Origin of the sequence: Enterococcus sp. DIV1639a, assembly GCF_050530445.1 — a bacterium.
Classification (GTDB): domain Bacteria; phylum Bacillota; class Bacilli; order Lactobacillales; family Enterococcaceae; genus Enterococcus_B; species Enterococcus_B hirae.
Map to the genome: position 1 here is coordinate 2,048,769 of NZ_CP172886.1, position 26,523 is coordinate 2,075,291.

General features: G+C 38.9%; 26 protein-coding genes, 1 tRNA gene and 1 riboswitch. Of the genes, 3 read left to right on the forward strand and 24 right to left on the reverse strand.

Annotation, left to right across the window (positions count from 1 at the left end; translation table 11 throughout):
* Positions 1-214 precede the first annotated feature (214 nt).
* The 14 genes from IGJ32_RS09360 to IGJ32_RS09425 all read right to left on the reverse strand — a co-directional run bounded on the left by IGJ32_RS09360 (position 215) and on the right by IGJ32_RS09425 (position 12,816).
* Entirely contained in the window at positions 215-637 is a 423-nt protein-coding gene (locus tag IGJ32_RS09360) for a F0F1 ATP synthase subunit epsilon (protein WP_010718593.1), read from the reverse strand.
* A gap of 13 nt (positions 638-650) precedes the next feature.
* Positions 651-2,057, reverse strand: coding sequence for a F0F1 ATP synthase subunit beta (gene atpD, locus IGJ32_RS09365; protein WP_010718594.1), 1,407 nt, complete (start codon positions 2,055-2,057; stop codon positions 651-653).
* Between the two features lie 22 nt (positions 2,058-2,079).
* Positions 2,080-2,982, reverse strand: coding sequence for a F0F1 ATP synthase subunit gamma (locus IGJ32_RS09370; protein ID WP_010737986.1), 903 nt, complete (start codon positions 2,980-2,982; stop codon positions 2,080-2,082).
* 13 nt (positions 2,983-2,995) lie between these two features.
* A complete protein-coding gene (atpA, locus tag IGJ32_RS09375) occupies positions 2,996-4,552 on the reverse strand; it encodes a F0F1 ATP synthase subunit alpha (protein WP_010718596.1) in 1,557 nt (518 codons plus the stop codon).
* A gap of 22 nt (positions 4,553-4,574) precedes the next feature.
* The gene (atpH, locus tag IGJ32_RS09380) at positions 4,575-5,117 is read right to left on the reverse strand and encodes an ATP synthase F1 subunit delta (RefSeq protein ID WP_081128079.1); all 543 of its coding nucleotides are present in this window, start codon (positions 5,115-5,117) and stop codon (positions 4,575-4,577) included.
* On the reverse strand, positions 5,104-5,628 hold the full coding sequence (gene atpF / locus IGJ32_RS09385; RefSeq protein WP_010718598.1) for a F0F1 ATP synthase subunit B: 525 nt from the start codon (positions 5,626-5,628) through the stop codon (positions 5,104-5,106). Before atpF ends, atpH begins: the two co-directional genes overlap by 14 nt.
* A 209-nt stretch (positions 5,629-5,837) precedes the next feature.
* Positions 5,838-6,053: an ATP synthase F0 subunit C gene (atpE, locus tag IGJ32_RS09390; protein ID WP_010718599.1), complete on the reverse strand. Its 216-nt coding sequence runs from the start codon at positions 6,051-6,053 to the stop codon at positions 5,838-5,840.
* Positions 6,054-6,103: 50 nt separating this feature from the next.
* Positions 6,104-6,823: a F0F1 ATP synthase subunit A gene (atpB, locus tag IGJ32_RS09395; RefSeq protein ID WP_010718600.1), complete on the reverse strand. Its 720-nt coding sequence runs from the start codon at positions 6,821-6,823 to the stop codon at positions 6,104-6,106.
* 300 nt (positions 6,824-7,123) lie between these two features.
* Positions 7,124-7,588, reverse strand: coding sequence for an SsrA-binding protein SmpB (gene smpB / locus IGJ32_RS09400; RefSeq protein ID WP_010718601.1), 465 nt, complete (start codon positions 7,586-7,588; stop codon positions 7,124-7,126).
* Between the two features lie 39 nt (positions 7,589-7,627).
* Complete coding sequence (gene rnr / locus IGJ32_RS09405) at positions 7,628-9,994, reverse strand: ribonuclease R (protein ID WP_113820700.1); 2,367 nt, start codon at positions 9,992-9,994, stop codon at positions 7,628-7,630.
* A gap of 2 nt (positions 9,995-9,996) precedes the next feature.
* A complete protein-coding gene (locus IGJ32_RS09410) occupies positions 9,997-10,746 on the reverse strand; it encodes an alpha/beta hydrolase (protein WP_081128081.1) in 750 nt (249 codons plus the stop codon).
* A 220-nt stretch (positions 10,747-10,966) separates the two neighbouring features.
* The gene (gene secG, locus IGJ32_RS09415) at positions 10,967-11,203 is read right to left on the reverse strand and encodes a preprotein translocase subunit SecG (RefSeq protein WP_010718604.1); all 237 of its coding nucleotides are present in this window, start codon (positions 11,201-11,203) and stop codon (positions 10,967-10,969) included.
* Positions 11,204-11,482: 279 nt separating this feature from the next.
* A complete protein-coding gene (locus IGJ32_RS09420) occupies positions 11,483-11,758 on the reverse strand; it encodes a GNAT family N-acetyltransferase (protein WP_010718605.1) in 276 nt (91 codons plus the stop codon).
* Positions 11,759-11,853: 95 nt separating this feature from the next.
* Entirely contained in the window at positions 11,854-12,816 is a 963-nt protein-coding gene (locus IGJ32_RS09425; RefSeq protein WP_232088649.1) for an alpha/beta hydrolase, read from the reverse strand.
* Between the two features lie 222 nt (positions 12,817-13,038).
* Positions 13,039-13,083, forward strand: a riboswitch (PreQ1 riboswitch).
* Positions 13,084-13,106: 23 nt separating this feature from the next.
* Here IGJ32_RS09425 and IGJ32_RS09430 point away from each other — a divergent pair.
* Together IGJ32_RS09430 and IGJ32_RS09435 are read left to right on the forward strand one after the other, a co-directional pair.
* A complete protein-coding gene (locus tag IGJ32_RS09430; RefSeq protein WP_010718607.1) occupies positions 13,107-14,081 on the forward strand; it encodes a nucleoside hydrolase in 975 nt (324 codons plus the stop codon).
* 5 nt (positions 14,082-14,086) lie between these two features.
* Entirely contained in the window at positions 14,087-14,653 is a 567-nt protein-coding gene (locus IGJ32_RS09435) for an ECF transporter S component (RefSeq protein WP_010737992.1), read from the forward strand.
* 167 nt (positions 14,654-14,820) lie between these two features.
* Here the strand turns inward: IGJ32_RS09435 and IGJ32_RS09440 are convergent, their stop codons facing one another.
* The 8 genes from IGJ32_RS09440 to rpoN all read right to left on the reverse strand — a co-directional run bounded on the left by IGJ32_RS09440 (position 14,821) and on the right by rpoN (position 24,658).
* Entirely contained in the window at positions 14,821-15,957 is a 1,137-nt protein-coding gene (locus IGJ32_RS09440) for an ArgE/DapE family deacylase (RefSeq protein WP_081128087.1), read from the reverse strand.
* Between the two features lie 172 nt (positions 15,958-16,129).
* A complete protein-coding gene (locus IGJ32_RS09445) occupies positions 16,130-17,155 on the reverse strand; it encodes an alpha/beta hydrolase (RefSeq protein WP_342081858.1) in 1,026 nt (341 codons plus the stop codon).
* Between the two features lie 259 nt (positions 17,156-17,414).
* Positions 17,415-18,713 (reverse strand): phosphopyruvate hydratase, encoded by a 1,299-nt coding sequence (gene eno / locus IGJ32_RS09450; protein ID WP_010718611.1) that lies wholly within the window; start codon positions 18,711-18,713, stop codon positions 17,415-17,417.
* Positions 18,714-18,828: 115 nt separating this feature from the next.
* Positions 18,829-19,584: a triose-phosphate isomerase gene (gene tpiA, locus IGJ32_RS09455; protein WP_010718612.1), complete on the reverse strand. Its 756-nt coding sequence runs from the start codon at positions 19,582-19,584 to the stop codon at positions 18,829-18,831.
* Between the two features lie 155 nt (positions 19,585-19,739).
* The gene (locus tag IGJ32_RS09460; protein WP_010718613.1) at positions 19,740-20,930 is read right to left on the reverse strand and encodes a phosphoglycerate kinase; all 1,191 of its coding nucleotides are present in this window, start codon (positions 20,928-20,930) and stop codon (positions 19,740-19,742) included.
* A 110-nt stretch (positions 20,931-21,040) separates the two neighbouring features.
* The gene (gap, locus tag IGJ32_RS09465) at positions 21,041-22,042 is read right to left on the reverse strand and encodes a type I glyceraldehyde-3-phosphate dehydrogenase (protein WP_010718614.1); all 1,002 of its coding nucleotides are present in this window, start codon (positions 22,040-22,042) and stop codon (positions 21,041-21,043) included.
* 40 nt (positions 22,043-22,082) lie between these two features.
* Positions 22,083-23,174 (reverse strand): sugar-binding transcriptional regulator, encoded by a 1,092-nt coding sequence (locus tag IGJ32_RS09470; protein ID WP_172595671.1) that lies wholly within the window; start codon positions 23,172-23,174, stop codon positions 22,083-22,085.
* A gap of 152 nt (positions 23,175-23,326) precedes the next feature.
* Complete coding sequence (rpoN, locus tag IGJ32_RS09475) at positions 23,327-24,658, reverse strand: RNA polymerase factor sigma-54 (RefSeq protein ID WP_034699130.1); 1,332 nt, start codon at positions 24,656-24,658, stop codon at positions 23,327-23,329.
* A gap of 59 nt (positions 24,659-24,717) precedes the next feature.
* Here rpoN and IGJ32_RS09480 point away from each other — a divergent pair.
* Positions 24,718-24,789: transfer RNA gene (locus tag IGJ32_RS09480), tRNA-Arg, on the forward strand.
* Positions 24,790-25,003: 214 nt separating this feature from the next.
* Here IGJ32_RS09480 and IGJ32_RS09485 read toward each other — a convergent pair.
* Both IGJ32_RS09485 and IGJ32_RS09490 read right to left on the reverse strand, forming a co-directional pair.
* Positions 25,004-25,615, reverse strand: coding sequence for a hypothetical protein (locus tag IGJ32_RS09485; RefSeq protein ID WP_128427388.1), 612 nt, complete (start codon positions 25,613-25,615; stop codon positions 25,004-25,006).
* A 375-nt stretch (positions 25,616-25,990) separates the two neighbouring features.
* Positions 25,991-26,509 carry a GrdB-related putative oxidoreductase gene (locus IGJ32_RS09490; RefSeq protein ID WP_010718618.1) on the reverse strand — a complete coding sequence of 173 codons (519 nt, stop codon included), beginning with the start codon at positions 26,507-26,509 and terminating at the stop codon, positions 25,991-25,993.
* Between the last annotated feature and the right edge of the window lie 14 nt (positions 26,510-26,523).

Below are 26,523 nucleotides of genomic sequence, written 5' to 3' on the forward strand. Positions count from 1 at the left end.
ATACCTCCTTTTTTACTGCAATTAGTTTACCATAGTATCATAATGATGAAAGTTCCATATTTTTATGTAACAAAGAAGTAATTGTTCTTTACTTTTTATGTTTAGAATATAACTACCAATAAAAAAAACGATAAAAAAATCCAAAATTCTAAGGAATCTCCTTAAGAATCTTGGATTTTTTAAGGCCTACTTGTTAGGTCCTCATTCGTTGCTTTTAAGAATGTTTTGAAACCTTGATTCGGTTGATCGCACGATGCAAAGCAACTGTCGCACGTTTCAATTCATTCGTATCTTCTTTTTCTTTTGCTTCTGCGATTTGTCGCTCAGCACGTTGTTTGGCTCTTTCTGCCCGAGAAACGTCAATATCTCTTTCACGTTCTGCACTATCGGCAACGATTGAAACAACATTGTCACGAACTTCCATGATTCCGCCATTGACAGCAATCCAATCGACGTGGGTATCAGAGTCTGTTCTCTTCACACGGACTTCATCAATTGTTAATGGAACAATGATCGGCGCATGTTTAGGTAAAATACCAAGTTCCCCCGCTGTAGTACGTGCTACTACGATCGCTGCATGGTGATCATAGACCAAACCGTCAGGAGTCACCACATTCACAGTTAAATATTGATCCATGGGGCACCCCTTTCTAGTAGCCTAGTTTTTTCGCTTTTTCTACGACGTCTTCTATTCTACCAACACTTCGGAATGCTTCTTCAGGAAGATCATCGTATTTACCTTCTAAGATTTCACGGAAACCCTTGACTGTTTCTTCAACTGGTACATAAGAACCAGGAAGACCTGTAAATTGTTCCGCTACGTTAAAGTTTTGTGACAAGAAGAATTGAACTCTACGTGCACGTGAAACTAAAACTTTTTCTTGATCAGATAATTCATCCATCCCTAAGATCGCAATGATATCTTGTAATTCACGGTAACGTTGTAAGACATGTTGGACTTCAGTCGCTACTTTATAATGTTCTTCACCAACGATTTCAGGTGCCAAAGCACTTGAAGATGAAGCCAATGGGTCCACGGCTGGATAGATCCCTTGTTCTGTCAATTTACGCTCTAAGTTTGTTGTAGCATCTAAGTGGGCAAATGCTGTTGCTGGCGCTGGGTCAGTATAGTCATCGGCTGGTACATAGATTGCTTGGATCGAAGTGATCGAACCTTTTTTCGTTGATGTGATACGTTCTTGTAATTGACCCATTTCAGTTGCTAACGTTGGTTGGTAACCAACGGCAGAAGGCATACGACCTAAAAGGGCAGATACTTCTGAACCAGCTTGAGTGAAACGGAAAATATTATCAATAAACAATAGCACGTCTTGACCTTCTACATCACGGAAGTATTCAGCGATCGTCAAACCAGTCAAAGCTACCCGCATCCGAGCACCTGGTGGTTCGTTCATTTGTCCGAACACCATCGCTGTTTTTTCGATAACGCCTGAATCTTTCATTTCATAGTAAAGGTCATTTCCTTCACGAGTACGTTCCCCAACACCGGTAAATACAGAAATACCACCATGTTCTTGGGCAATATTATGGATCAATTCTTGGATCAATACCGTTTTACCTACACCGGCACCACCGAATAATCCAACTTTCCCACCTTTTAAGTAAGGTGCTAACAAATCGATAACTTTGATCCCAGTTTCAAGGATCTCCGTACTAGTACTTAATTCATCAAAGCTTGGTGCTTTTTTATGAATCTCACTACGTTCTGCATCTTCTGGGAAAGATGATCCTAAATCGATCGTATCTCCTAAAACGTTGAATACACGTCCTAGTGTATCTTTCCCTACTGGAACAGAAATGGCTTTACCAGTATCGATAACTTCCATACCACGTTGTAAACCATCTGTTGATTCCATGGCAATGGTACGGATCACTCCGTCCCCTAATTCTAATGCTGTTTCAAGAACAACTTTTGATTTTTTCTCATCATTTTTATAAACAACTAATGCGTTGTTGATATCTGGTAAGGATTGGTCTAAAGAAAATTCCACGTCGACAACGGGACCGATTACTTGAACAATCTTGCCTGAACTCATCTTTTTTCCTCCAATCTCAATACTATTCTAGCGCCGAAGCTCCGGCAACAATTTCGGTAATTTCTTGGGTAATAGCCCCTTGTCTTGCACGGTTATAAGATACCGTCAAATCATCAATGATCGTTGCAGCATTATCCGTTGCTGTCTTCATGGCAGTCATGCCGGCAGCGTGTTCTGCTGTCTTCGCATCAACGATTGCACCATAGATTAAGCTTTCCGCATATTGAGGCAATAACTGCGCCAAGATTTCTTCTTTTGAAGGTTCAAAAATGTATTCTTGGTCAAAAGTAGTTGCTTCTTCTGGATCTAAATCTGAAATTGGCAGCATTTTTTCTACACGAAATTGGCTAGTTAGTGAATTGATATGATGATTGTAGCATACGTACAATTCATCAAATACTTCATTTTGATACATCGTTGTTGCCATACCTACGATTTTACGCACTTCATCAAAACTTGGTTGGTCCGATAAATTACGTAATTCGTAAGCCAAATTAATTCCTCTAGCCTTGAAGAAATCTGCACCTGTACCTCCGATTGCGATCATCACATAATCGTCAGGAGATTTATGGTCTTCTTCTAAAATAGACATTGTTTGCTTTAAAATCGAACTGTTATAGCCACCAACTAAACCACCATCAGCGGTAATCACGATATACCCCGTTTTCTTTACCGGACGGCTGATTAACATACTATTGTAATTGATATCTCCACGAGGATTATCAGAAGCAATATCATTTAGTTGAGTAGCTGTCAAATGAGTGACGATTTCTCTGACTTTATTTGCATAAATCTGAAACTTCTGAGAAGAAGCTTCAGATTTTGTCAGTTTAGAAGCGGACACCATTTGCATTGCTCGAGTGATTTGACTCGTTTTCTTCGTTGAAGCAATCCGAGTCTTGATTTCATTTAATGAAGCGCCCATTCATCTCACCTCACTATGCATTTTGAATGGATTTCAATTTGTCTTCTGTTGAAGAAGTGTTTCCTTTTGTCGCTAAGAAAATATCTTTGTATTCTTGGATCGCTTGATTCAATCGTTCTTCTTCTGGAAGATCTTTCGTTGTACGGATCGTTTCAAAGATATCTGCATGATTCGTATCTAGATATTCAAATAATTCATGTTCAAAATCTAAGATGCTGTCAACTGGAATACTATCTAAGAATCCATGTGTCAAAGCATATAAGATAACTACTTGTTTTTCAACAGCTAGTGGTGCATGAAGTTTTTGTTTCAAGATCTCAACTGTACGACGTCCACGATTCAATTTCGCTTGAGTCGCAGCATCTAAATCAGAACCAAATTGGGTAAATGCTTCTAATTCACGGTAACTTGCTAAGTCAAGACGTAATGTTCCTGCCACTTTTTTCATTGCTTTGATTTGAGCAGAACCACCTACACGGGAAACGGATAACCCAGCATCAACGGCTGGACGAGTTCCAGCGTAGAACAAGTCACTTTCTAAGAAGATTTGTCCGTCAGTGATTGAAATAACGTTTGTTGGAATATAAGCAGAGATATCTCCAGCTTGTGTTTCAACAAATGGTAAAGCAGTCATTGAACCGCCACCTAAATCATCACTTAGTTTTGCCGCACGTTCTAGTAAACGTGAGTGCAAGTAGAAAACATCCCCTGGATAAGCTTCACGACCTGGAGGACGGCGTAATAGCAATGAAAGTTCACGATAAGCAACAGCTTGTTTTGATAAGTCATCAAAGATAATCAATACATGTTTGCCGTTGTACATGAATTCTTCACCCATTGCAGTTCCTGCATAAGGCGCAATATAAAGTAATGGCGCAGGTTGTGATGCACCCGCATTGACTACGATCGTGTAATCCATTGCTCCATATTTTTTCAAAGTTTCTACTTGTGTACGCACAGTAGAATCCTTTTGACCGATCGCCACATAGATACAGATCATATCTTGACCTTTTTGGTTAAGGATCGTATCGATTGCGATAGATGTTTTACCCGTTTTACGGTCACCAATAACTAATTCACGTTGGCCACGTCCGATTGGAACTAAAGCATCGATGGCTTTTAGACCTGTTTGCATTGGTTCATTGACAGATTTACGTTGCATAACGCCTGGTGCCATCGCTTCGACTGGTCGAGCTTTATCTGTAACGATTTCTCCTAACCCATCGATTGGTTGACCTAGCGGATTAACGACACGTCCGATCAAGGCGTCCCCAACTGGAACTTCCATGATTTTACCTGTTCGTTTTACTTTGTCTCCTTCACGAATGGATTCGAAATCACCAAGGATAATGATACCTACATCATTTGATTCTAAGTTTTGCGCCATTCCGTATGAGCCGTTTGAAAATTCAAGCAACTCACCACTCATCGCATTTTCTAAACCGTGTGCGCGAGCAATCCCGTCACCGACATAAGTCACGGTACCGATTTCTTCGACTGAAAGCACGTTTTGATAATTTTCAATTTGTTCTTTGATCAAGGCACTAATTTCTTCTGCTTTGATAGCCATTCGATTCACCTACCTCTTTGTACTATCTATTTAATTGATTACGCATTTTTTCTAATTGCGTGCGAATGCTTCCGTCGATCACTCGATGGTTGGCTTCAACAATTGCCCCACCAATAATAGAAGAATCAACGATTTGCTTCAATTCAACTGTTTGATAGTCCATTGTTTTTGCAACATTCATTTCTAGTTTTTGTAATTGTTCATCAGAAAGTGGTACTGCTGTTTTTACACTACCTAAAAGTAGTCCTTTGTAATCGTTGTAGCGATGTTCGTATTCATCGATCATAAACGATAATTCAGACATCCGATTATAACTATAGACCACTTCTAAAAAGTTTTTCACGATACCGTCAAACCCACTGACAAGTTTATCCATAATGATTCGTTTTTCGTGAGGTTCTAAGCGGACGTCACTAAGTACGTTGCCTAATCCAGATACTTCACTATAGATTTGGCGTAAGCTTAGTAATTCTTGGTAAATTTCTTCTGCGCTATTTGAATCGATCGCCAGTTCAAATAGTGCTTTACCGTAGCGTCTGCCGACAGTATATTTATCTAGTTTCATTTGAAGAACCTAGACCTTCGATATATTGATTGATTAAAGATTCATGCATTTCTGGAGACAATTCTTTGTTCAAGATTTTAGCCGCGATTTGAAGAGAAAGATCTGCTACATCATCTTTTACAGAGTTTAAAGCTGTATCACGTTCTAACATGATATCAGTTTGCGCTTTGCTTTTTAGACGTGCAACTTCTTCTTGCGTTTCCTTCAAAATATTTTGACGGCTTAATTCTCCACTTTCTTTCGCATTTTTAATGATATCAGCTGCATCAGAGCGAGACGCTAACAATTGTTGTTCGCGTTCTTGTTCCATTTTTGCTGAATTGATGCGAGATTTTTCGGCAGAATCTAAATCATTGGCGATCTTATCTTCACGTTTTTTCAAAATATCGCTGATTGGTCCCCAAGCAAAATGTTTCAATAGAAACATTAGTATCAAAAATGAGCCGCTGACAACGATGATATTACCTAACATCGGATTACCAACTTCTGCAATTGCCAATTGATTCAGCATAGGCTAGCCTTCCTTTCTTTAAGGTGTATCTCATGGATGATGAAGGAATCCTGATTTCAATGATTGAAACAGCCTCCTCAACGCCTTTTGTTCTAGTATTATGATGAAACAACTCAATTATTTTGAAAATAACCAGGTTGTTTTTTTTCAGTTTTCGACAATTAAAAGAGGATTAGTGACAGTTGTCCTATCCTCAAACAGTTAATTGATTAAACAGCAAAGACTAGAATCAAGGCAATAACCACACCTAGAATAGGAACAGCTTCAACTAAGGCTACCCCGATGAACATTGTTGTACGTAATTGACCAGACATTTCAGGTTGGCGTGCCATTGATTCGATTGTTTTAGAGATTACTTGACCATTACCATAACCAGCTCCGATAGCTGCTCCCATGATTGCGATTGCTGCTGCGATATAATTCATAATTTATTTCCTCCTAAATATAGATAAATAGTAGTTTGTTAAAAACGATGTTACTCTTCTACTTCAATCTTATGGCTCATATATACCATCGATAAAGTGACAAAGACAAATGCTTGGATGCTTCCGATAAACAATGAGAATGCGATCCAGACCATCTCTAAAGGAATTGCTAACGGTAATGAGAACCAACCTAAATTATTCATCATATTGGCAATCAAGGTAAGTAAAACTTCCCCCGCGTAGATATTCCCGTAAAGACGCAAAGCAAGTGTTAATAGGTTCGTAAATTCTTCGATCAGCTTCATTGGAAACATGAAACTATATGGTTTCAAGAACGAATTTACAAAATACCCTTTAAATCCAAGCTTTTTCACCCCGAATAAATGAGTAAGTGTGATCATTATAAATGCCAAAGTTAAAGTAACAAACGGGTCTGCTGTCGGACTTTTCCAAAGTGTTGTTTCGCTAGGTAAGACGATTTTCGTTATTAAACCTATATTATTTGCCACGAAGACAAACAAGAACAATGTAAAAGCCAACAAATGAAAATTATTCAATTCTTTTCTAGGCAGATTATCTGTTACGATCCCTCGGGTAAAGTCAATGACCCATTCCAGCGCATTTTGTTTCCCCGTTGGTTTCATCTTAAGATTTCTTGTAAAGAAGTAAACTAAGAAGAAGACAATCAAACAGGTCAATAACACCATCATACAAACAGTACCATCAAACCAAACCGGTCCAATATGGAACGTTAGCGAGCGTTCATCCAATCCATTTCACCTCTTTTCCCTGAATTTCACATAAAATCAAATTCATGTGTACATCTGGTTTTTCTAAATCGTTTTCTAACCAAACGGTATCATACCACCATGAAACAGAAAATTCAAAACATTTTCATGAAAATCAGACAATTTTTTATTTCAGTCAAAAAAGTTTGCTTTTTCCTAAAAATCATCGTGGCGTTTTACAAGAAAAAACCTGTGATATCATGCTTTATCAGATTAAATGCTAACAAATTTTATCATTAAGTAAACCTAAAAGCACCGAATATGCGAAAAAGGATAATGAAATTATCTAGAGAAATTTTTTAATGTTCGATCAATTTGACGATCCACATCTTTTCGTTTTAGATCTTCTCGCTTGTCATAAGATTTCTTCCCTTTCGCAAGACCAATCAAAACTTTGGCATACCCATCACGAATATATACTTTTAAGGGTACGATCGTGACCCCGGTATTCTTTGTTTCAGTCTCTAGCCGTGAAATCTGTTTTTTGTGTAATAGTAACTTTCTTGTTCGTAACGGATCATGGTTAAAAATATTGCCTTGTTCATAGGGACTGATATGAACATTATGCAAAAATGCTTCACCGTTTCGAATACGGACAAATCCATCTTTCAAATTGATTCGGCTGTTTCGGATCGATTTGATTTCTGTTCCTTGCAGCACCATTCCTGCTTCCATCGTATCGATAATCGAATAATCATGGCGAGCCTTTTTATTTTGGGCGATTAACTTTCCGTCGCCTTTTGGCATATGACATTCCTCCAAACTGGTATTCATAGTGATTATTGGTTATTTTTTCTTTTTCTTCTTAATTCCCTTATAAAAAGGTTTTTTCCCTTTTTTATTAGATGGTCCTTTTCCTTTTTTCCGCTCATTTGAATAGGAATTTTTCTTTCCATTCCGTTCAGTATGAGATTTTGATGAACGCTTTTGATGACGATTAGAAGGACGATTTTTGTTTGACGTTTTTGGACGTTCTAATGGAACGATTTCTTCTGCATCAATCAATTCAAAGTCGATTGCACGTTCTTCCGGGTCTGCTTTGATGACTTTTACCCGCACTTTTTGACCGATTTTAAAAGTTAACCCTGTTCGTTCGCCTACTAATGCTAAATGATTCTCAATAAAGTGGAAATAGTCTTGTTTCAACTCATTGATATGAATCAACCCTTCAATCGTATTGGGTAATTCGATAAACAACCCAAATTTAACAACTGAACTGATGATCCCTTCAAATTCCTCTCCTACTTTATCCATCATGTATTCAGCTTTCTTCATTGCATCTACTTCACGCTCTGCCTCGACCGCACGACGTTCCATCTTTGAACTATGCTCCGCAATTTCGGGTAGCTCATTTTCCCAATAAGTTTGATTTGCTTCACTTGGGTCTTGTCCATACGAGCGAATTAAGCGATGGACGATCAAATCTGGATAACGTCTGATAGGCGAAGTGAAATGCGTATAATATTCCGCAGCTAATCCATAGTGCCCAAAATTATCTTCTGAATAACGTGCTTGTTGCATACTTCTCAACAGCATCGTATTGATAACAGCTGATTCCGGTTTGTCTTCGACGTTTTCAATGACTTTTTGAAGATCTTTAGGTGTGATTGTTCCTTTTGTTCCACGAACGACGATTCCTAGTGCAGAAGCAAAATCAAAGAAACGTTGCATCTTTTCTTCTTTAGGTTGCTCGTGAATCCGATAAATGAATGGAAAGTTGCGTTTATTAAAATGTTCCGCCACCGTTTCATTTGCCGCCAACATGAAAGATTCGATCAACCGTTCGCCTACGCCACGGCTTCGCAATAAGATATCAGTTGGTTGTCCATCTGGTTCTACGAGTATTTTTGCTTCACGGTCTTCAAAAGAAATCGCTCCTCGACGAATCCGCATTTCTTCTAAAATCTGATGTAGCTCTTGCATCTCTTGAAACATCGGCACTAATTGCTTATACCGTTCCATTACCTGCTCATCTTGTTCTTCTAAAATCTGATTGACCGCTGTATAGGTCATTCGTTCCGTCGTTTGGATGACACTTGGAAAAATATCATGAGATACCACCTGACCATTTGGATCAATCTCCATCTCACAACTCATTGTTAGTCTTGGTACGTGAGGGTTCAATGAACAAATCCCGTTTGATAATCTTTGTGGGATCATTGGAATGACACGGTCGGTTAAATACACACTCGTTCCTCGTTCGTAAGCTTCACGATCTAACTGGCTTCCTTCGGTCACATAATTGGAAACATCTGCAATGTGTACACCTAAGAAATAATTACCGTTGGCTAATTTTTTCACAGTAACAGCATCATCCAAATCTTTGGCATCTTCTCCGTCAATCGTCACGATCAATTGTTCCCGTAAGTCTCTCCGGCCAACTAGGTCTTTTTCATTGATCGTATCTGGCACTTGATCAGCTTCTGCCAAGACATCATCTGGAAATTTTGTCGGAATCCCGTTTGAGACAACAATCGATAGGATATCCATTCCAGGATCATTTTTATGGCCGATGACTTGTTTGACAATACCTTCTAAACTGGTCGCGTAGTTTTTCTCAGGATAATGGGTCAGCTCAACCATTACGATACTCCCATCAACTGGTCGAATCCCTTCAGCTGCTGCATAAACTTTAAACTGATTCAATTTTTTGTCTTTTGGGATAACCACCCCATAAAGATCCGTTTCATTTATCTCGTCGTCTGTGTAAGCCACGAATTCTCCAGCTAACTGCGTAGTTGCTCGTTTGCGGATCTCAACTACTTTACCTTCTGCTCCACGATCCATCGCAGTATCGGCCGTTTTTATGATATCGATCGCTACCGTATCGCCATCCATGGCATACCCAGTTGCTTCTTTAGGAATATAGATATCATCTTCTTCTGGATCAATCGTCACAAAGCCGAAGCCTCTTTCATTGGCCCGAAACGTTCCTTCGATCAATACTGGTTTTAATGGCAGCTTCACTTTTCCTTTTTTGGTAAAGACCACACTTTGTTCTCGTTCCATTTGAGCGATCGTCTGAACGAGTAGCTTGAAATCTTCACTTTTTTGCAAGCCCAATCCTTGGGCGATTTCTTCCATTGAAAAGCTTTTTTTGCGCTCGCTCTCAATAAAAAAAATAATTTTTTCTTTCAATGTTTCTTTTGTCATTTTCATTCCTCATTCCAAGGTAAATTCTCTAGAAACTCCAACACATCTTTTTCCAGTAATTTTCTAGACTCTCCAACGGTGATCACATGTTTGCTGTTGGGATACCATTGAAGGGTCACTCTTTTATCGGCTAATTTTTTTGCTGTTTCGTAGACTCCAGCTGGATCAATCATTTCATCTTGACCGGCTTGGGCTAAAAAAACAGGTGCTTGGATGTTACTAAGTTTTCCTTCTGTAATTGCTGCTTGGTTTTGTATCTCTGCTAATTGCTGATAAACATTTGGTCGAAGCGCAGCGACAGTTTCTTCGATTTCCTGTTCAGATTCCCCTGCAAGTTTTAGCACATAACGTTCATATCGCTCAAAATTTTCTGGCACATGATTTTCAACTGGTGAAATCGGCGAGCAGAAACATCCGCCACCAATGATCTCTGGCTGTTCTGCTAATGCTCGAACAGCGAAGATTCCTCCCATTGATAATCCAAAAACAGCAACTTGGGAAAAACCTTCTGCTTTTAAAAAGTGGATGGCTTGTTTCGTATCTTCCCACCATGTTTCCGTTTTTTGCGCTAAAATGTCTTGTGGAGCTAGCGTTCCATGTCCAGTAAACAATGGAGCATAGACAGTATATTCTGACTTTTCCAAATATCGAGCCAGCATGCGCACATCATTCGGACTTCCAGAATAGGCATGTAAGAGTAGCACAGCTCTCTTACTATGTTTTGCATAAAGGGGTTTTGGTAGACTTTTCATTAGGTTCACCTCGTTCTTCTCATTTTAACATAGATTGGCGATCCCTTAGGACAAAACCGCTCTTTTGGCAAATAAAAAAGAGCCGCGACGTCAATCACTGCTCTGCATGAAAGGAATTCTTTTTTCGCTCATTCAAATCAACTACTTAAAAAATTAAGCCGAAATTTTTTGAACGAAAAAACGATTCATAATTATTTCGACTAATCGTTAAATCAACTTTTTATTTAGAAGATAAAAAGGCTAGTACAAATAATAAAATCATCCAAATGGCACCCATTACCGCTGTCGAACGTTGCATGACTGCTTCAAAACCACGTGCTTTTTGTTTACCGAATAATTGATCCGCTCCGCCAGTAAATGCACTTGCTGCACTGTTTTGTTTACTTGGTTGCATCATGATTGCAATGACCATTACAATCGATAACACGATCACGATTCCTAAAATTACATTATACATTAAGCAGCCTCCTTTCCGTAAAATATCATCTATTTTACTTTATCATATAAAAAAAACTCTGACAACCTTCTCTTGCGAATGGGGCTCCAATTTTAGATAACATTTAGTATTAGTACTTATTCATGGGCAAAGACTGAAAAGACGAAAAAACCGAAAGAATAACACCGCTGATAGCCGGTTGCTACAATTTCGGTTTCTCTAATTTAAAAAAAGTTCATTTAGCGGATAGATCCACTTTTTGTCATTTCATTCATTGACGATCGTACGAAAACGAGTCGATTATTTACGAAGCACATCTTGATATTCAGGTTTTCTTTCAAATTCTTTCTTCGCATATGGACACAATGGAATAATTTTTTTACCTTCTCTTCGAGCTAGTTCTACGCCATTAAGCACTAATTTTTCTGCTAATTTTTGTCCACGATACTCTGGTTCTACAAATGTATGATCAATGATCATGATGTCTGGTCCTGCATCAGACCAAGTCATTTCCCCGATTTCTTTTGCTTCATCATTCAATAATACGAAACGATTTTTTTCTTCTTTGATTTCCATTTTCGCCACTCCCCGTATTGACCAAATAATTTGTTCTCCTTGATTCTAACAGTCTAGTTCTCAGCAAACAATTATTTATACTCGGAATAACCTGATTATCTCCAATCGATTCGCTGTTCGATAAATGAGAAAACAACCGTCCAATATTTGGTGGGATTTTTCACGGCTGCTTCTAAATGTTGAGCTTCTGGGATCAGAAAAAGATCATTTTCACCAGCTGTCGCATTTTGGATCGTATAAGCGGCACTGACTGGAACGAACTGATCCTCTTCCCCATGAATGATCAATACTGGCAGGTGATTACTGCCCAACTGACGGGTTGCTGACGCCTGTTTCAAAGAATAACCAGCATATTTCTTTGCATAGCGATTTGCATGGCGCATGATCATTTTTTTAGGAAGAAAGGTTAGTTTGCTCAACATGTAGCGAAACTCCGCATAGACGGAAACAAACCCGCTATCCAGGATAAACCCACGAACTGCAGGAGGTAGTTTTTCCCCACTAGCCATCATGATAGCAGAGGCACCCATTGAACTCCCATGTAAAATAATGTTAGCATCTGGCTGCAGCTGTAAAATATAGTTGATCCAGATAATCAAGTCTAAACGATCCAACCAACCCATTCCGATGATTTCTCCTTCACTCTTACCGTGAGCACGCAAATCAGGAATCAAGACGTTAAACCCTGCTTCTGCATATTTCTTTCCAATATAAGACATATCTGTTTTCCCATCACTTCGATAGTCATGGACACAAACAACCCATTTTTTGTTGGGAGAGGAACTTTGAAAGATTCGTCCTAACAGTTTTAACCCATCATGACTTTTGACTTCGATTTCTTTGCCTTTATTCCAAAAGCCCTCAGCTTCTGTTTCCGCAAGTTGCCGCTGCTTTTCCACGATCGTAAAAGCCGATGGGTCCATCAACTGATGACCTGTTTTCTCATACCAATCATATCCTCTTTGTAAACCCGATTGAATTAATTTTTGCGCATAGTAAGAAGAAAGTCCACGATAAATGACTGCGCCTAAAATGAGAACTATAAGAATAAGATACATGACAATCACTTATCTTCCCCGCTTTCCTTAAATATTTTTTCTATTATCAATCCGTATAGCCTTCTATTCCATTGTACCATTTTCTAAAAAAACTGCTCAAGTTTTCACCCTAGGCTTCATTGAAATTTAAAACCAATCAAATAGGAATAAAAAATAAGATAACATTTACATTTTATTTAAAAGCCAGTATACTGATTCCGTGCATTTTAATCAAGGAGTATCCTTGGACTGGTTCGGAAACTTCCCAGAATAAAAAACTAAGTATCTCTACAGAAAGGAGATTGGAAATAATGCGAAAAGTAATTATTGACTGCGATCCTGGAATCGATGACACTTTAGCATTGATGTTAGCCATTAAGTCCCCCGAAATCGAGGTGGTTGCGATCACGACGGTCTGCGGTAATGTACCTGTGACGATCGGTAGCCAAAATGTTTTCAAATGTTTGAAACGTTGCGGACGCTTAGACATCCCCGTCTATCAAGGGCAAACACAACCGTTGAAACAGCCGTTTATTAGCGCACAAGACACTCATGGGATGGACGGATTAGGCGAGACAAACTTTGCTCAAGTACAAGAAAAACAAATAGAAGAAAAATCAGCAGTCGATTTTTTGGCGGAATACTTTTCTAAAGAAACAAACACCTCGATCATTGCACTTGGCCCTTTGACCAATATTGCTCGTGCTTTGATGAAAAATCCACATTTAGGGAAACATTTCGAGCGATTTATTTCAATGGGTGGCACCTACAAAAGCCACGGAAACTGTTCACCAGTTGCTGAGTACAATTATTGGTGCGATCCTGATGCAGCTGCCTTTGTGTTTGAAAATTTAGGGAACACGATTGAAATGGTCGGTTTAGATGTTACGAGAGAAATCGTTTTGACACCTACCTTATTAGAATATTGTTGTCAGCTCAATCCTGAAGAAGGAGAATTTCTAAAAGCGATCACTCGTTTTTATTTTGATTTTCACTGGCAACAAGAAAGAATCCTAGGGTGCGTCATCAATGATCCTCTGGCCGTTGCCTACTTTATCGACGAAAGCATTTGTCAGGGATTTACTAGTTATACCGCTGTTGAAACGCAAGGAATCAGCCGCGGGCAAACACTAGTCGATCGCTTTGATTTTTGGCAAAAAGCACCAAACAGCACCATTATGACAGAAGTTGATACTCATCTATTTTTTCGGAAGTTTTTGACCGTTCTTTTAAATGCACAAGAAGAAACGATTAAAAAAGATCTGGAAAGATTAAAGATGGGATGAAAAACATGCGCAAAAAAAGAATCACCACACAGACGATTACGATCGTCGCTTTATGTATCGGAATCAATTATATCGGCGGAACCATTGCATTATGGCTACGATTACCGATCTATCTTGATTCGATCGGTACCATATTCGCTGGGACTTTGTTAGGTCCAGTATTTGGGTTACTCACTGGCTTGGCCAGCGGGGTATTAAGTGGTGTTACCACCGATATCTTCTCGTTGTATTATTCACCTGTTCAAATGGTAACAGGTTTACTTGCTGGAGTGATTTTCCATCAACGATTCACTCGCAGTAAGAACCGCTGGACCTTAGTTTTCTGGGCACTTGTCTTATCACTGCCTGGAACCATCCTTTCTTCCCTAATCACTGTAAAACTCTTTGGGGGAGTCACTTCTTCTGGTTCAAGCATGATCGTTCAGTTCCTCCATGGAATTGGGTTCAATCAAACAATGAGCGTGATTCTCGTTCAAGCGGGAACCGATTACCTCGACCGCCTGCTCTCAGTAGTCGTCGTCACCCTTGTCGTCTTGGCATTGCCGAAAAGGGTTGTGAACAGAGCGATTTGAGCTGCGTAGTTGTGATGAGCTGGAGTAAATACACGTGCGAATAGAAGTCGGTTACTTCAATTAGTAAATCAAAAAAAACGCAAAACATGAAAATTTGTTTTGCGTTTTTTTGATTTAATTGAAGGATCTACTTTGTACTTTTTTGTATTTTGAACCAAAATAGGCTGTTATGCTAAATAAGACAAGATGATTGCTTGATATGTGTCAATCATATCCAAGTAATTATCGATTTCTACATATTCGTCTATTTGATGAGGCAAGTTTACGACTCCGGGACCGAATACCACAAAATCGAAGGAGTGAGCGGATTTAGTAAATTCAGCTGCATCTGTCGTTGCTGCTGCACCTACTAGGGGCAATGGTTGCTTGAACTGTTTTTGAATATGGTGGATCAACGAAGAATCAGGATTTGCTTTCACAGGAATCTTATTGTAGTCGATCGTCAATTCTAAGTGATAGTTCGTTCCTTCATTCAATTCATCCACGATCTTTTGTAATAAATCAATGATTTGATCGTTTGGAAATTCAGGGATTGAGCGGATATTTCCTTGTAATTGCGCCTGACTTGGAATACTGTTGACTTGATTTCCTCCGTTGATCACTGTAACGTTATGAATCGTTTTTCCTAATGCTGAATTTTGAAAATCATTCGCTAAAGCATCCATTTGCTCATTTGCACGCGTAATAAATTCATTTAAATGGTTGATCGCATTGTAGCCTTCTTGAGGCATTGAGCTGTGGGCTTCTTTACCATGAGAAACAACGGTGTAGTTTATTGAACCCATGTGAGTATACATCAAATTGTAATTGGTTGGTTCACCAATGATCAATCCGTCTAAATCGTCGACATAACCTGCTTTTGTCAGTTGTTCACTACCTAATTCTCCTACTTCTTCCCCTACTGTCGCTAATAATTTGATTGTCCCGTTAAACGGTTTCCCAGACTCTTTCAATTCAATCATCGCAATCACCATAGCGGCTAGCCCGCTTTTCATATCGGTAGCACCACGTCCATACAAACGATTACCTTTTATTTCTGCTGCAAAAGGCGGATAGGTCCAATTCGATTCGTCTCCTGCAGACACAACATCCATGTGACCAGACAAACCTAATACTCTTCCTTGACCATTGTGATACGTCGCCACCAAGTTATCACGCCCCTCAGTGTGAGAAATGATTTCTCCTTGGATTCCATGTTGATTCAATAATTGATTTAAGTAGGCGGCTACTTCCCCTTCGTTCCCATTCACTGACTTGATTCGGATCAGTTCTTGTAAAATAGCTATTTTTTCTTCATTTCCCATCCTGTCTCACACTCCTGCTGTTTCTTTCTATTTTACTGAAACAGTGTATCATTTTCAATCATTCATCCATTCTCAGTCGATTAGTTAGCAGCAGCCATTGACACTCCTATGTCTAAAGACACCGAAGCACCCCAAAATAGAAAAAGCTATTTCGGGATGCTTCGGCAATTCGTTATTGAGCTGTTGTAGATCGAAAACAGTTTTCAATGAACCGCTCCGTCTGCTCATAACATTTTTTTGATTCTGGCAATGTATAATTAAATTGATATTCATGACTGATTTCTTTTTTCTGGTCTTTATAAAATAGTTCGTCTACAGGGACGTCTAACTCTTTTAATTTATTTGCGAAAGCAATCCCTTGATCTTGGAAAGAGTACGCATTTCCATCTGTGATATACGTAGGCGGAAAGTCTTTTGAAACTTGATCAACTAAACTAGCTTGATATAAGCGTTCGTCTGTTTGCCAATCTTTCGTTCCAATCAAAGACCAAGCTACCGTTTTAACGAAGAAATGCATCAATCGATCACTCGATTGCTGTTTTGCCGTTTGTTGCAAATCAACTGGTCCACAGTAAGAAATGGCTCCTTTGATCGCTGTTGGATCAATCATTTGTTTCATCTTCATTTCTTTTGCATACTGTTGATTTGTTTGGATAGTGACATACTGTAAGGCAATCTGAGCGCCTGCACTATCGCCACCAAAAATCAGCTTTGAAAGATCCAACTTCTGATTGTTCTCTTTTTTTAATTGTTGGACTAATTCATTGACTTGGACTACTTGATTGGGATACTGAGAGCTAGGTGCCGGTTCATAGTTCATAGCAACAACTGCGATGTGCGTATCTGAAGCTAATCTTGTTGCAAATTCTTTTACACCTGCTTTATCCCCGCTCACATAGCCTCCACCGTGAACCCAGATCAACGTGGGTAAAGGTCCCTCACTGCCTTTAGGATAATAGATATCGTAGTTGTTTTTTTTGAATTGTGATTGATAAGAACGATCAGTGAGCGAACTGGTGGAATCTTTTGCTTGTTCATACGTTTCTTTATCTGTGATCGTTACAGCATCGCTAAACAGATGTCGGATCACATAAGCACCCGGTCTCGGTGAAACTTGAAAAGCAATCACGACCAATAAAATGGTACTGAGAAGCAAAATACCGAACCATTTGAACCCCTTTAAAATTTTTGCTTTCATACACTTTCCCCATTATTCTTTTTTTTCCTTTTATCATAATATCTTAGCAATAATTAAATCGTTTGTAAACGTGACAAAAAACGATTATGTAATTCAGTTTTTGTTAGGATAATCTCTAAATTTTTTCTGCAAAAAAAGACCTTTCTCCTATCTTCAAGATAAGAGAAAGGTACTTTTTAATAACTTTAGAATGAAGTAGACCAGCACAGCTATATAATCGACGCTCTGCTATCGTCGTACTTATTTGATCGTCCTAAAATTATTTGTTTTTTAAGTTGTAGAAAGATTTCAAACCTTTGTATTCAGCAACTTCGCCTAATTGGTCTTCGATACGTAGTAATTGGTTGTATTTAGCAATACGGTCAGTACGTGATAGAGAACCAGTTTTGATTTGACCAGCGTTTGTTGCAACAGCAATATCAGAGATTGTTGAATCTTCTGTTTCACCTGAACGGTGAGAAACAACTGCTGTGTAGCCAGCTTCTTTAGCCATTTCGATTGCTTCAAAAGTTTCTGTCAAAGTACCGATTTGGTTAACTTTGATTAGGATTGAGTTAGCGATTCCTTTTTCAATACCTTCAGATAATTTTTGAGTGTTTGTTACGAACAAGTCGTCACCAACTAATTGAACTTTGTCGCCTAATACGTCAGTTAATTTCTTGAATCCGTCCCAGTCGTTTTCGTCTAATCCGTCTTCGATTGAGATGATTGGATATTTAGAAACTAATTCTTCGTAGAATTTGATCATTTCGTCAGTTGTTTTTTCGCCTTCGCCTGAATCAGCTAATACGTAAACACCTTTTTCTTTGTCGTAGAATTCTGAAGAAGCAGCATCCATAGCAAGAACAACGTCTTTACCAGGTACATAGCCAGCTTTTTCGATTGCTTCGATGATTACTTCAAAACCTTCTTCGTTTGAACCAAGGTTAGGAGCGAATCCACCTTCGTCACCAACAGAAGTAGCTAATCCACGAGATTTCAAGATTGCTGCTAATGCGTGGAATACTTCAGCACCCATACGTAGAGCTTCTTTGAATGTTGGAGCGCCAACAGGCATGATCATGAATTCTTGGAAGTCGATTGAGTTATCCGCATGTGATCCACCGTTGATGATGTTCATCATTGGAGTTGGTAAAACTTTTGTATTGAATCCGCCTAGGTAGTGGTATAAAGGTACTTCTAGGTAGTCAGCAGCTGCACGAGCAACAGCGATAGATACACCTAAAATTGCGTTCGCACCTAATTTACCTTTGTTAGGAGTTCCGTCTAAAGCGATCATAGCTTTATCGATTGCCATTTGGTCACGTACATCGTAGCCAATGATTGCTTCAGCAATGATGTTGTTTACGTTGTCAACAGCTTTAGTTACACCTTTACCGCCATAACGAGCTTTGTCTCCATCACGTAATTCAACGGCTTCGTATTCACCAGTTGAAGCACCTGAAGGAACCATTCCACGGCCAAAAGCTCCGCTTTCTGTGTATACTTCTACTTCGATTGTTGGGTTACCGCGTGAGTCTAAGATCTCGCGAGCGTAAACATCAGTAATAATTGACATGTTTTGTCTCTCCTTTGAGTTTGTTTTTTCCTAAGGGATTTCCCTCATATACGATTTTAGTTAATTTTAGGCGTTAGTGCAAACATTTCTTGCATTTTTCGCAAATTTTCACTAATTATTTTACAGCGTCTAATAATGCTAAGAATGAATCAGCTTGTAAGCTTGCGCCACCAACTAATGCTCCGTCAACATTTTCTTTCGCCATATATTCAGCAATGTTTTCTGGTTTTACAGAACCACCGTATTGGATACGTACTGCATCAGATACTTCTTTGCCGTATAATTTTTCAACTGTTTGACGTACAACGCCACAGATTTCGTCAGCAATTTGTGCATCAGCTGATTTACCAGTACCGATTGCCCAAATTGGTTCGTAAGCAATAACCATGTTGCTTACTTGGCCATCTGTCAATCCTTCAAGACCAGCAGTGATTTGTCCTTCGATCCATTCAGCTGTTTTTCCAGCTTCGTAAGTTTCTAAAGATTCACCACAGCAAAGAATTGGGATCATGCCGTTTGCAAAGATAGCTTTCGCTTTTTTGTTGATGTCTTCATCTGTTTCATGGAAGTATTCACGACGTTCTGAATGTCCGATGATCACATAGTCCACACCTAAGTCTGCTAAAGCAGCTGGTGAAGTTTCACCTGTGAATGCACCTGAGTTTTCCCAGTAGCAGTTTTGTGCTGAGATTTTTAATTCTGTTCCTTCAGCTGAAGCCATTAGTTCTTGTAAGAACAAAGCAGGTGATCCGATAACAGAATCAACTTTTTCATTTGAAGGGATGTTGTTTTTTACTGCTTCAGCAAATTCTTTTGCTTCAGATGCAGTTTTGTTCATTTTCCAGTTACCAGCGATAATTGGTTTACGCATGACAGTATGCACTCCTTTAAAATTATGAGTCGTGGAACTCTCCTCCACGTATAAAAAGAAAAAGCTGCTTTTTGGTTAAGTTTATTTGAGTTTGAATCAATTCACCGTTGCAAAAAGCAGCTGTCTTCATCTAAATCAGATACAACGAACGATGCTTATTTATCGTTGATTGCAGCTAAACCAGGTAGTTCTTTACCTTCTAGTAATTCTAAGCTTGCGCCGCCACCTGTTGAGATATGTGTGAATTTGTCAGCAAAACCTAATTGTTCTGCAGCAGCTGCTGAGTCACCACCACCGATGATTGTTGTTGCATCTTCAAGGTTAGCGATTGCTTCACAAACACCGATTGTACCTTTAGCAAAGTTACTCATTTCGAACACACCCATTGGTCCGTTCCAAACAACTGTTTTTGCACCTTGTAATGTATCAGCAAATAATTTCACTGATGCAGGGCCGATGTCTAAAGCCATCAATCCTTCAGGGATATCGCCTTCGATTACTTGTGTTTCAACATCGTTTGAGAACTCTGGAGCACAAACGTTATCGATTGGCAAGACTAATTTGTCGCCAGCTTTTTCGATCAATTCTTTTGCTAATTCAACTTTATCAGCTTCTACTAAAGAGTTACCGATTTTGATTCCTTTAGCTTCGTAGAATGTGTAAGTCATTCCGCCGCCGATCAAGATTTTGTCTGCTTTAGGAATCAAGTTTTCGATTACACCGATTTTATCAGAAACTTTTGCGCCACCTAAGATTGCGATCATAGGGCGTTTTGGTTCTTCAACGGCTTCACCGATAAATTTGATTTCTTTTTCCATCAAGAATCCAGCAACTGTTGGGATACCAGTTGAAGCAATTCCGACGTTTGAAGCATGCGCACGGTGAGCTGTACCGAAAGCATCATTGACAAATACATCACCTAATGAAGCCCAGTATTTACCTAGGTCTGCATCATTTTTGCTTTCTTTTTTGCCATCAATGTCTTCAAAACGAGTGTTTTCAAAAACAACCACGTCGCCATCTTTCATGCCATTGATTGCTGCTTCTAATTCTGCACCACGAGTTTCAGGAACGAAAGTTACTTCTTTTCCTAATAGTTCGCCTAAACGTTTTGCAACTGGAGCTAAAGATTTACCTTCTTTATCTTCTTCCGTTTTTACACGTCCTAAGTGAGAGAAAAGAATTGCTTTTCCGCCTTGTTCTAATACGTAGTTGATTGTTGGTAATGCTGCTTTGATACGTGTGTCATCTGTGATCACGCCATCTTTCAAAGGAACATTAAAGTCAACACGGACAAGAACTTTTTTATCTTTTAAATCAATATCTTTCACTGTTTTCTTAGCCATTTTATTTCCTCCTAAATAAACTTACTATCAAAAAAAGCGGAAGAAGCGCGATTGCTTCCCCGCTTTTAAGTGTACATGCTTATAAATTACACTTGTACGTTTGGTCTATCTTATAAGTTAGCGAAGTATTCTAAAGTACGTACTAATTGTGCAGTGTAAGACATTTCGTTGTCATACCAAGCAACAGTTTTAACTAATTGTTTGTCGCCAACAGTCATTACTTTAGTTTGTGTAGCGTCAAATAATGAACCGAAAGTCATACCAACGATATCAGAAGAAACGATTTCGTCTGTGTTGTATCCGTAAGATTCGTTTGAAGCTTCTTTCATTGCTGCGTTGATTTCGTCAACAGTTACTTCTTTTTCAAGAACTGTAACTAATTCAGTTAATGAACCTGTTGGTACAGGAACACGTTGAGCAGCTCCGTCTAATTTACCGTTCAATTCAGGGATTACTAAACCGATAGCTTTAGCAGCACCTGTTGAGTTAGGAACGATGTTTGCAGCAGCAGCGCGTGCACGGCGGAAGTCACCTTTAGGATGAGGTCCGTCTAGAGTCATTTGGTCACCTGTGTAAGCGTGGATAGTTGTCATTAATCCTTCAACAACACCAAATTTGTCGTTTAATGTTTTAGCCATAGGAGCTAAACAGTTAGTAGTACATGAAGCACCTGAGATAACTGTTTCTTTACCAGTTAATGTTTCGTGGTTTGTGTTATAAACGATTGTTGGAACGTCATTTCCACCAGGAGCTGAGATAACAACACGTTTAGCACCAGCTGTTAAATGTTTTTCAGCAGCTGCTTTTGAAGTGAAGAAACCAGTACATTCTAGAACGATGTCAACACCTAGTTCGCCCCAAGGTAATTCTTCAGGGTTACGGTTAGCTAAAACTTTAACTTCTTTTCCGTTAACGTTGAATGAACCTTCGTGAACTTCAACTGTTCCGTTGAAACGTCCTTGAGTTGTGTCATATTTTAACAAGTGTGCTAACATTTTAGCATCTGTTAAGTCGTTGATTGCTACTACTTCGATTCCATCTACATCTTGGATACGACGGAATGCTAGACGTCCGATACGTCCAAAACCATTAATACCTACTTTAACTGTCATTTAAGATTTCCTCCTTATGAAAATCAAAAAAATATTTATTTTAAAGGGATACCCCTTTTAAAATCTCTTTTGCTGCAGCTTCATCAGTGATGAGCCACGTTTGTTTTGGTGCATTTTTCATATAGGCGCGAATCGCTTTTGCTTTTGACTTGCCCCCAGCAATCGCAAGAATGATGGGTACATTTGCCAAATCTTTCAATTCGATTCCGATGCGAGGAACTTTATATACGACTTCGCCATTTTCATTGAAAAAATAGCCGAAAGATTCCGCCACCGCATTCGCCTGTTTCAGCATGACTAATTCCTTTTCAGTCATTTTTCGACGTGCTGCCATATGGAGTGCGCGTCCAATACTATGAATAACACAATTTGCCTGACTAATCAAGTTTAACACTTCTTGAATAGAGGGTTCATTGAGCAAGGAATTGTACGTTGCTAAACTTAATTGTTCTGGAACATACAATGCACGATGATTTCCACTTGCTTTTGTAGCCATTCTAGCACTTACGGAATTTGCTTGTACAGTCACAGCCTCTCCGATACCGCCACGAGCTGGCACAAATAGATTATGTCGCTGATTGTTTTCCAAATTTGTCAGTTGTTCAGCTACTACAGCCATCGTTGTTCCGCCCATTACAGCAATGATATTATTGCCCTCCGGTAGTAACAAATCTAAAGCTTCATTTAATGCTTCACCAAAAGCATCCGCCACTTTAGGCTGTTCTTCACTGTTTCCTGATACCACGATACAACGTTGATTCCCAAAATACTCAGCCAGTTTTTTTTCTGTCTGATGCATTCCTAAAAGTTGATCCATGAAGTTCTCAAGACTTTGATAAACTTCTTCTCCTTTTTTGGTCAAAGTCATACCGCTTTTAGAGGTGTTGATCAAATCTAACTGTTTCAATAGATCTGTTTCTGTTCGTAATACGCGTTCTGTGATGCCCATACTCTCTGATAAACTACGACGACCTATTGGCTGCATCCAATAAATATTACGTAAAATTTTATATCTTTCCTGTAAAACCTCGATAATATCCGGTGCAACAGATTCAATCATTTTCAATTCATCAAGCATAGCGATCTCCTTAGTTGGACGATATTTGTCCAATGTAGACTCAAAACGACCCATGTACGATAAAAAAAGAAAAGCGACTTTCCTACTACTAAGTATTAAAAAGGAAAATCTCAACCTCACGAATGTAAGTCTAACAGTTTTACCCGTTTTTTTCAATAAAAAAAGACTAGAAAAAACTTTTCATTTTTTTCTAGTCGAGATTCACATTATCTATCATAACGTTTTCTTTTCGATGAACTTGGGATTCCCAGCAGGTCACGATATTTTGCAACCGTCCTTCTTGAAATCAATATTTCATCTTTTTTTAATAATTCTACGATCTTTTGATCAGAAAGTGGTTTGATTTTGTCTTCTTGATCTACAAGTTCTTGGATTTTCTTTTGTGCAGTATCAGCTGAGAGATCAGTCTCAGTATCTGTCCCACTTTGCTGTAGTCTAGTTGTAAAGAATTTCTTAAGCTCGAAAACCCCAAATTCAGTTTCCAGGTATTTTCCATTGACGGCACGGCTGACAGTGGATTCATGTACTTCCAACTCTTTTGCCACTTCTTTTAATGTCAGCGGTTTAATTGGTCGTTCTTTATTTGTGAAAAAGGCTTGTTGATGGGAAACAATGATTTGAGCCACCCGTAAAATCGTATCCCCTCGTTGTAGAATCGTTTTTTTCAACCAGTCAAATTCTTGTTTCCGTTCTTTCAAGTACGCTTGCGTTTCTTTGTCTGCTTTTTTAAGCATCTGATTAAAATAATGTTCTTGGAAACGAACATCTGGTTGATTTCCTCGTCTAGAAAGGACAGACACTTTTTGGTCCTTATCAACCATCACTTTGACATCAGGAATGATATATAATTCACTGCTTCGATCAAAAATCCGGCCAGGGCTTGGGCTAAGTGTTTGGATGTAATCAAAGATTCGTTGTACTTCACTAAGTTCGATTGAAAAGCGTTGAGCGATCTCTTTCCATTTGCGATCAACCAGCAACTCAAAACACTCTTCCAAAACGATATACGCTAACTCTGGTGCAAAGTCATCTCTTTCCGTTTGTAACATCAAACACTCTTGTAAACTTCGTGCCCCCACACCTGCTGGTTCAAGTTGTTGGACCAGCGTCAGTGCATCAAGGATCTCAATCGAAGTTGCATTTGTTTGTTCTTGTGCCTCTTTTAAATCAATCGTCAAAAATCCATTTAAATCAATGTACTCGACTAAATAAAGAACTAACTGACGTAAGAAGGTCTGCCGATAGTTCAAATGGATCTGTTCGATCAATGATTCAAATAAGGAAACACTGGTATCGGGAATTTGATTTAAGTAGTTGGTTTCTTCATTATCATTGGCTGATCTGATCTTCTGATAGTCAGATTGCCATTCTGGTTCCACTACTTCTATCAATGGATTTTCTAATGCTTGATTTTCAACAAATGCCAAGAGCTCTTCACTGTTATATTGCAATACCTGGATGGACTGTTGCAGATGTTGTGTCATGGCTAATTTTTGTGTTTGCTGTTGTTTTTGTGAAAAGTTTTGTTGAAATTTCATTTTTTTGTCCATTCCCCTTGTAATTTTTTTTTAGTTTCGTTACAATTGTGTCTGTACTTGCGTCCTTAGTGTAGTGGATATCACGTAAGATTCCGGTTCTTGAGACGGGGGTTCGATTCCCTCAGGACGCGTCTATTGCTATCTTAGCATATTTGGGAATGTTTTGCTTTCTAAATTTAAAAGATAAAAAGCTGATCCGCATGTATGGATCAGCTTTTTTCGTTATTTTTTGTGTAAACTAAGTTTTACGAGCCACCCATATCTCTCCCATCACTTTTCTTTAACCATTCACTATTATTCAGCAATGGTTAGCGATCGCTGTCCACTTCCTTACCCGCCTGCAAATCAAAAAGTGATTCGGTGTTCACTATAACTGTATTGGTAATGGCTCCCGGCATCCTTTGTAGTAAACCTTAGATCTAGCGCACTGTCTACACCACTCGTTGATCCGTTTTTCCATGAAGTCGTACCTTGATTAAAGAAGTCACCATTCACGATATAATAGATACGATTGGCTTCTTCTAAGTTGACATAGACAGTTCCCGAAAAAGCTTTTGCCACTTCCTGGTCTTCTCTAACCAAATTTATTGCTATTATTCGTTTAATCGCTCTAAAATGACCACTTTCACTCGTTTCACAATAAAACCGCATCGTTGGCTTGTACGTCTTATTCACCGTCACAGTCTGCGACAGTACTCGAAAGGTTGCTCTATTTCGAGTAACTGTGTGAACAATTTTGTCCGAAGATTCGAGTTTTTGCCTTGCTTTTGTTGATGAAAGCTGAAGATCGTTTGTGAGTTGCTCAATCATTTGATCATAAGTCATTACTTTGGAAAATGTTGCATGTGTTCCTACATTAGACTTGCTTGTAGTTGCCGCTATTTCTTGGGGATGAGAAACCAACAATAGAAGTATAGAGCTAACAAACAACGTCATGAGTATCTTTACTTTGTTCATACATCACCACTTTTCTTCAATTAAGAATAAATCGCTTACAATAAATAGTTTATTGGACGATCCATTGAGATTCAAGTCTATTTTTCACTCTACTTTTTAATAAAGAGAAGGAATAAATCAATAAAGAGAAGGAGCAAGTTGGCAAACGATGAAATTCAGTTAGCTAATTGATCGAATCTTTCTACCCAAACATTGATCAAAGCCTTACGTGTTGCTCATCTCCCCTGATCCTGCTTGTGGCAAACTATTCTTTGCAACCTTCTTCACACAAAAAGCCAATCAAAACATACGTAATGATTGGCTTTTTTCCGTCATCTATCGAAACAGCTTTTCAACTTAAGAAAAGTCATTATGCTCCGTTTATTCACTTTTGATTCAAAAGATCATTTCTTGTTCTGAGGAAGTTCGTTCTTCCCCTTTCGCTAACTGTGTCACGATTGTTGCCATATTTTTATAGGATTGATTTAGTCCGATCCCACCTTTTTTTGGCATTTTAACGATGGGGATCACTTGCTGATATTTTGCTACAGCAGGATTTTCAACAGACATTGCAGCGGCAGCAGGAATGCCTTCTTTGTTAAAAGCTTCGACTAACCCGCCTGCCATCTCTCCAAAATTAGGATAATGCATAGCTGGTCCACATAATATCGCATCTGCTCCAAACTTTTTGGCGAATCCGATAAATTTTTGTTTGACTTCTTCTGGATGACTTGAATAATAACGATCACCGCAGTATAAAGTAGCAATAATCTCTGCCTTTTTTTCTTTAAACAATGGCGCTAATGTTTCTCCCGGTCCTAGAGCTGTTTTTTTTCCACCTGGAGGCAATTGTGCTTGTTCGTCACTTCCCATACCTGCGGTCACATGGTTGAGGATCAAAATGATTTTTTTCATGCTCCTACTCCTTT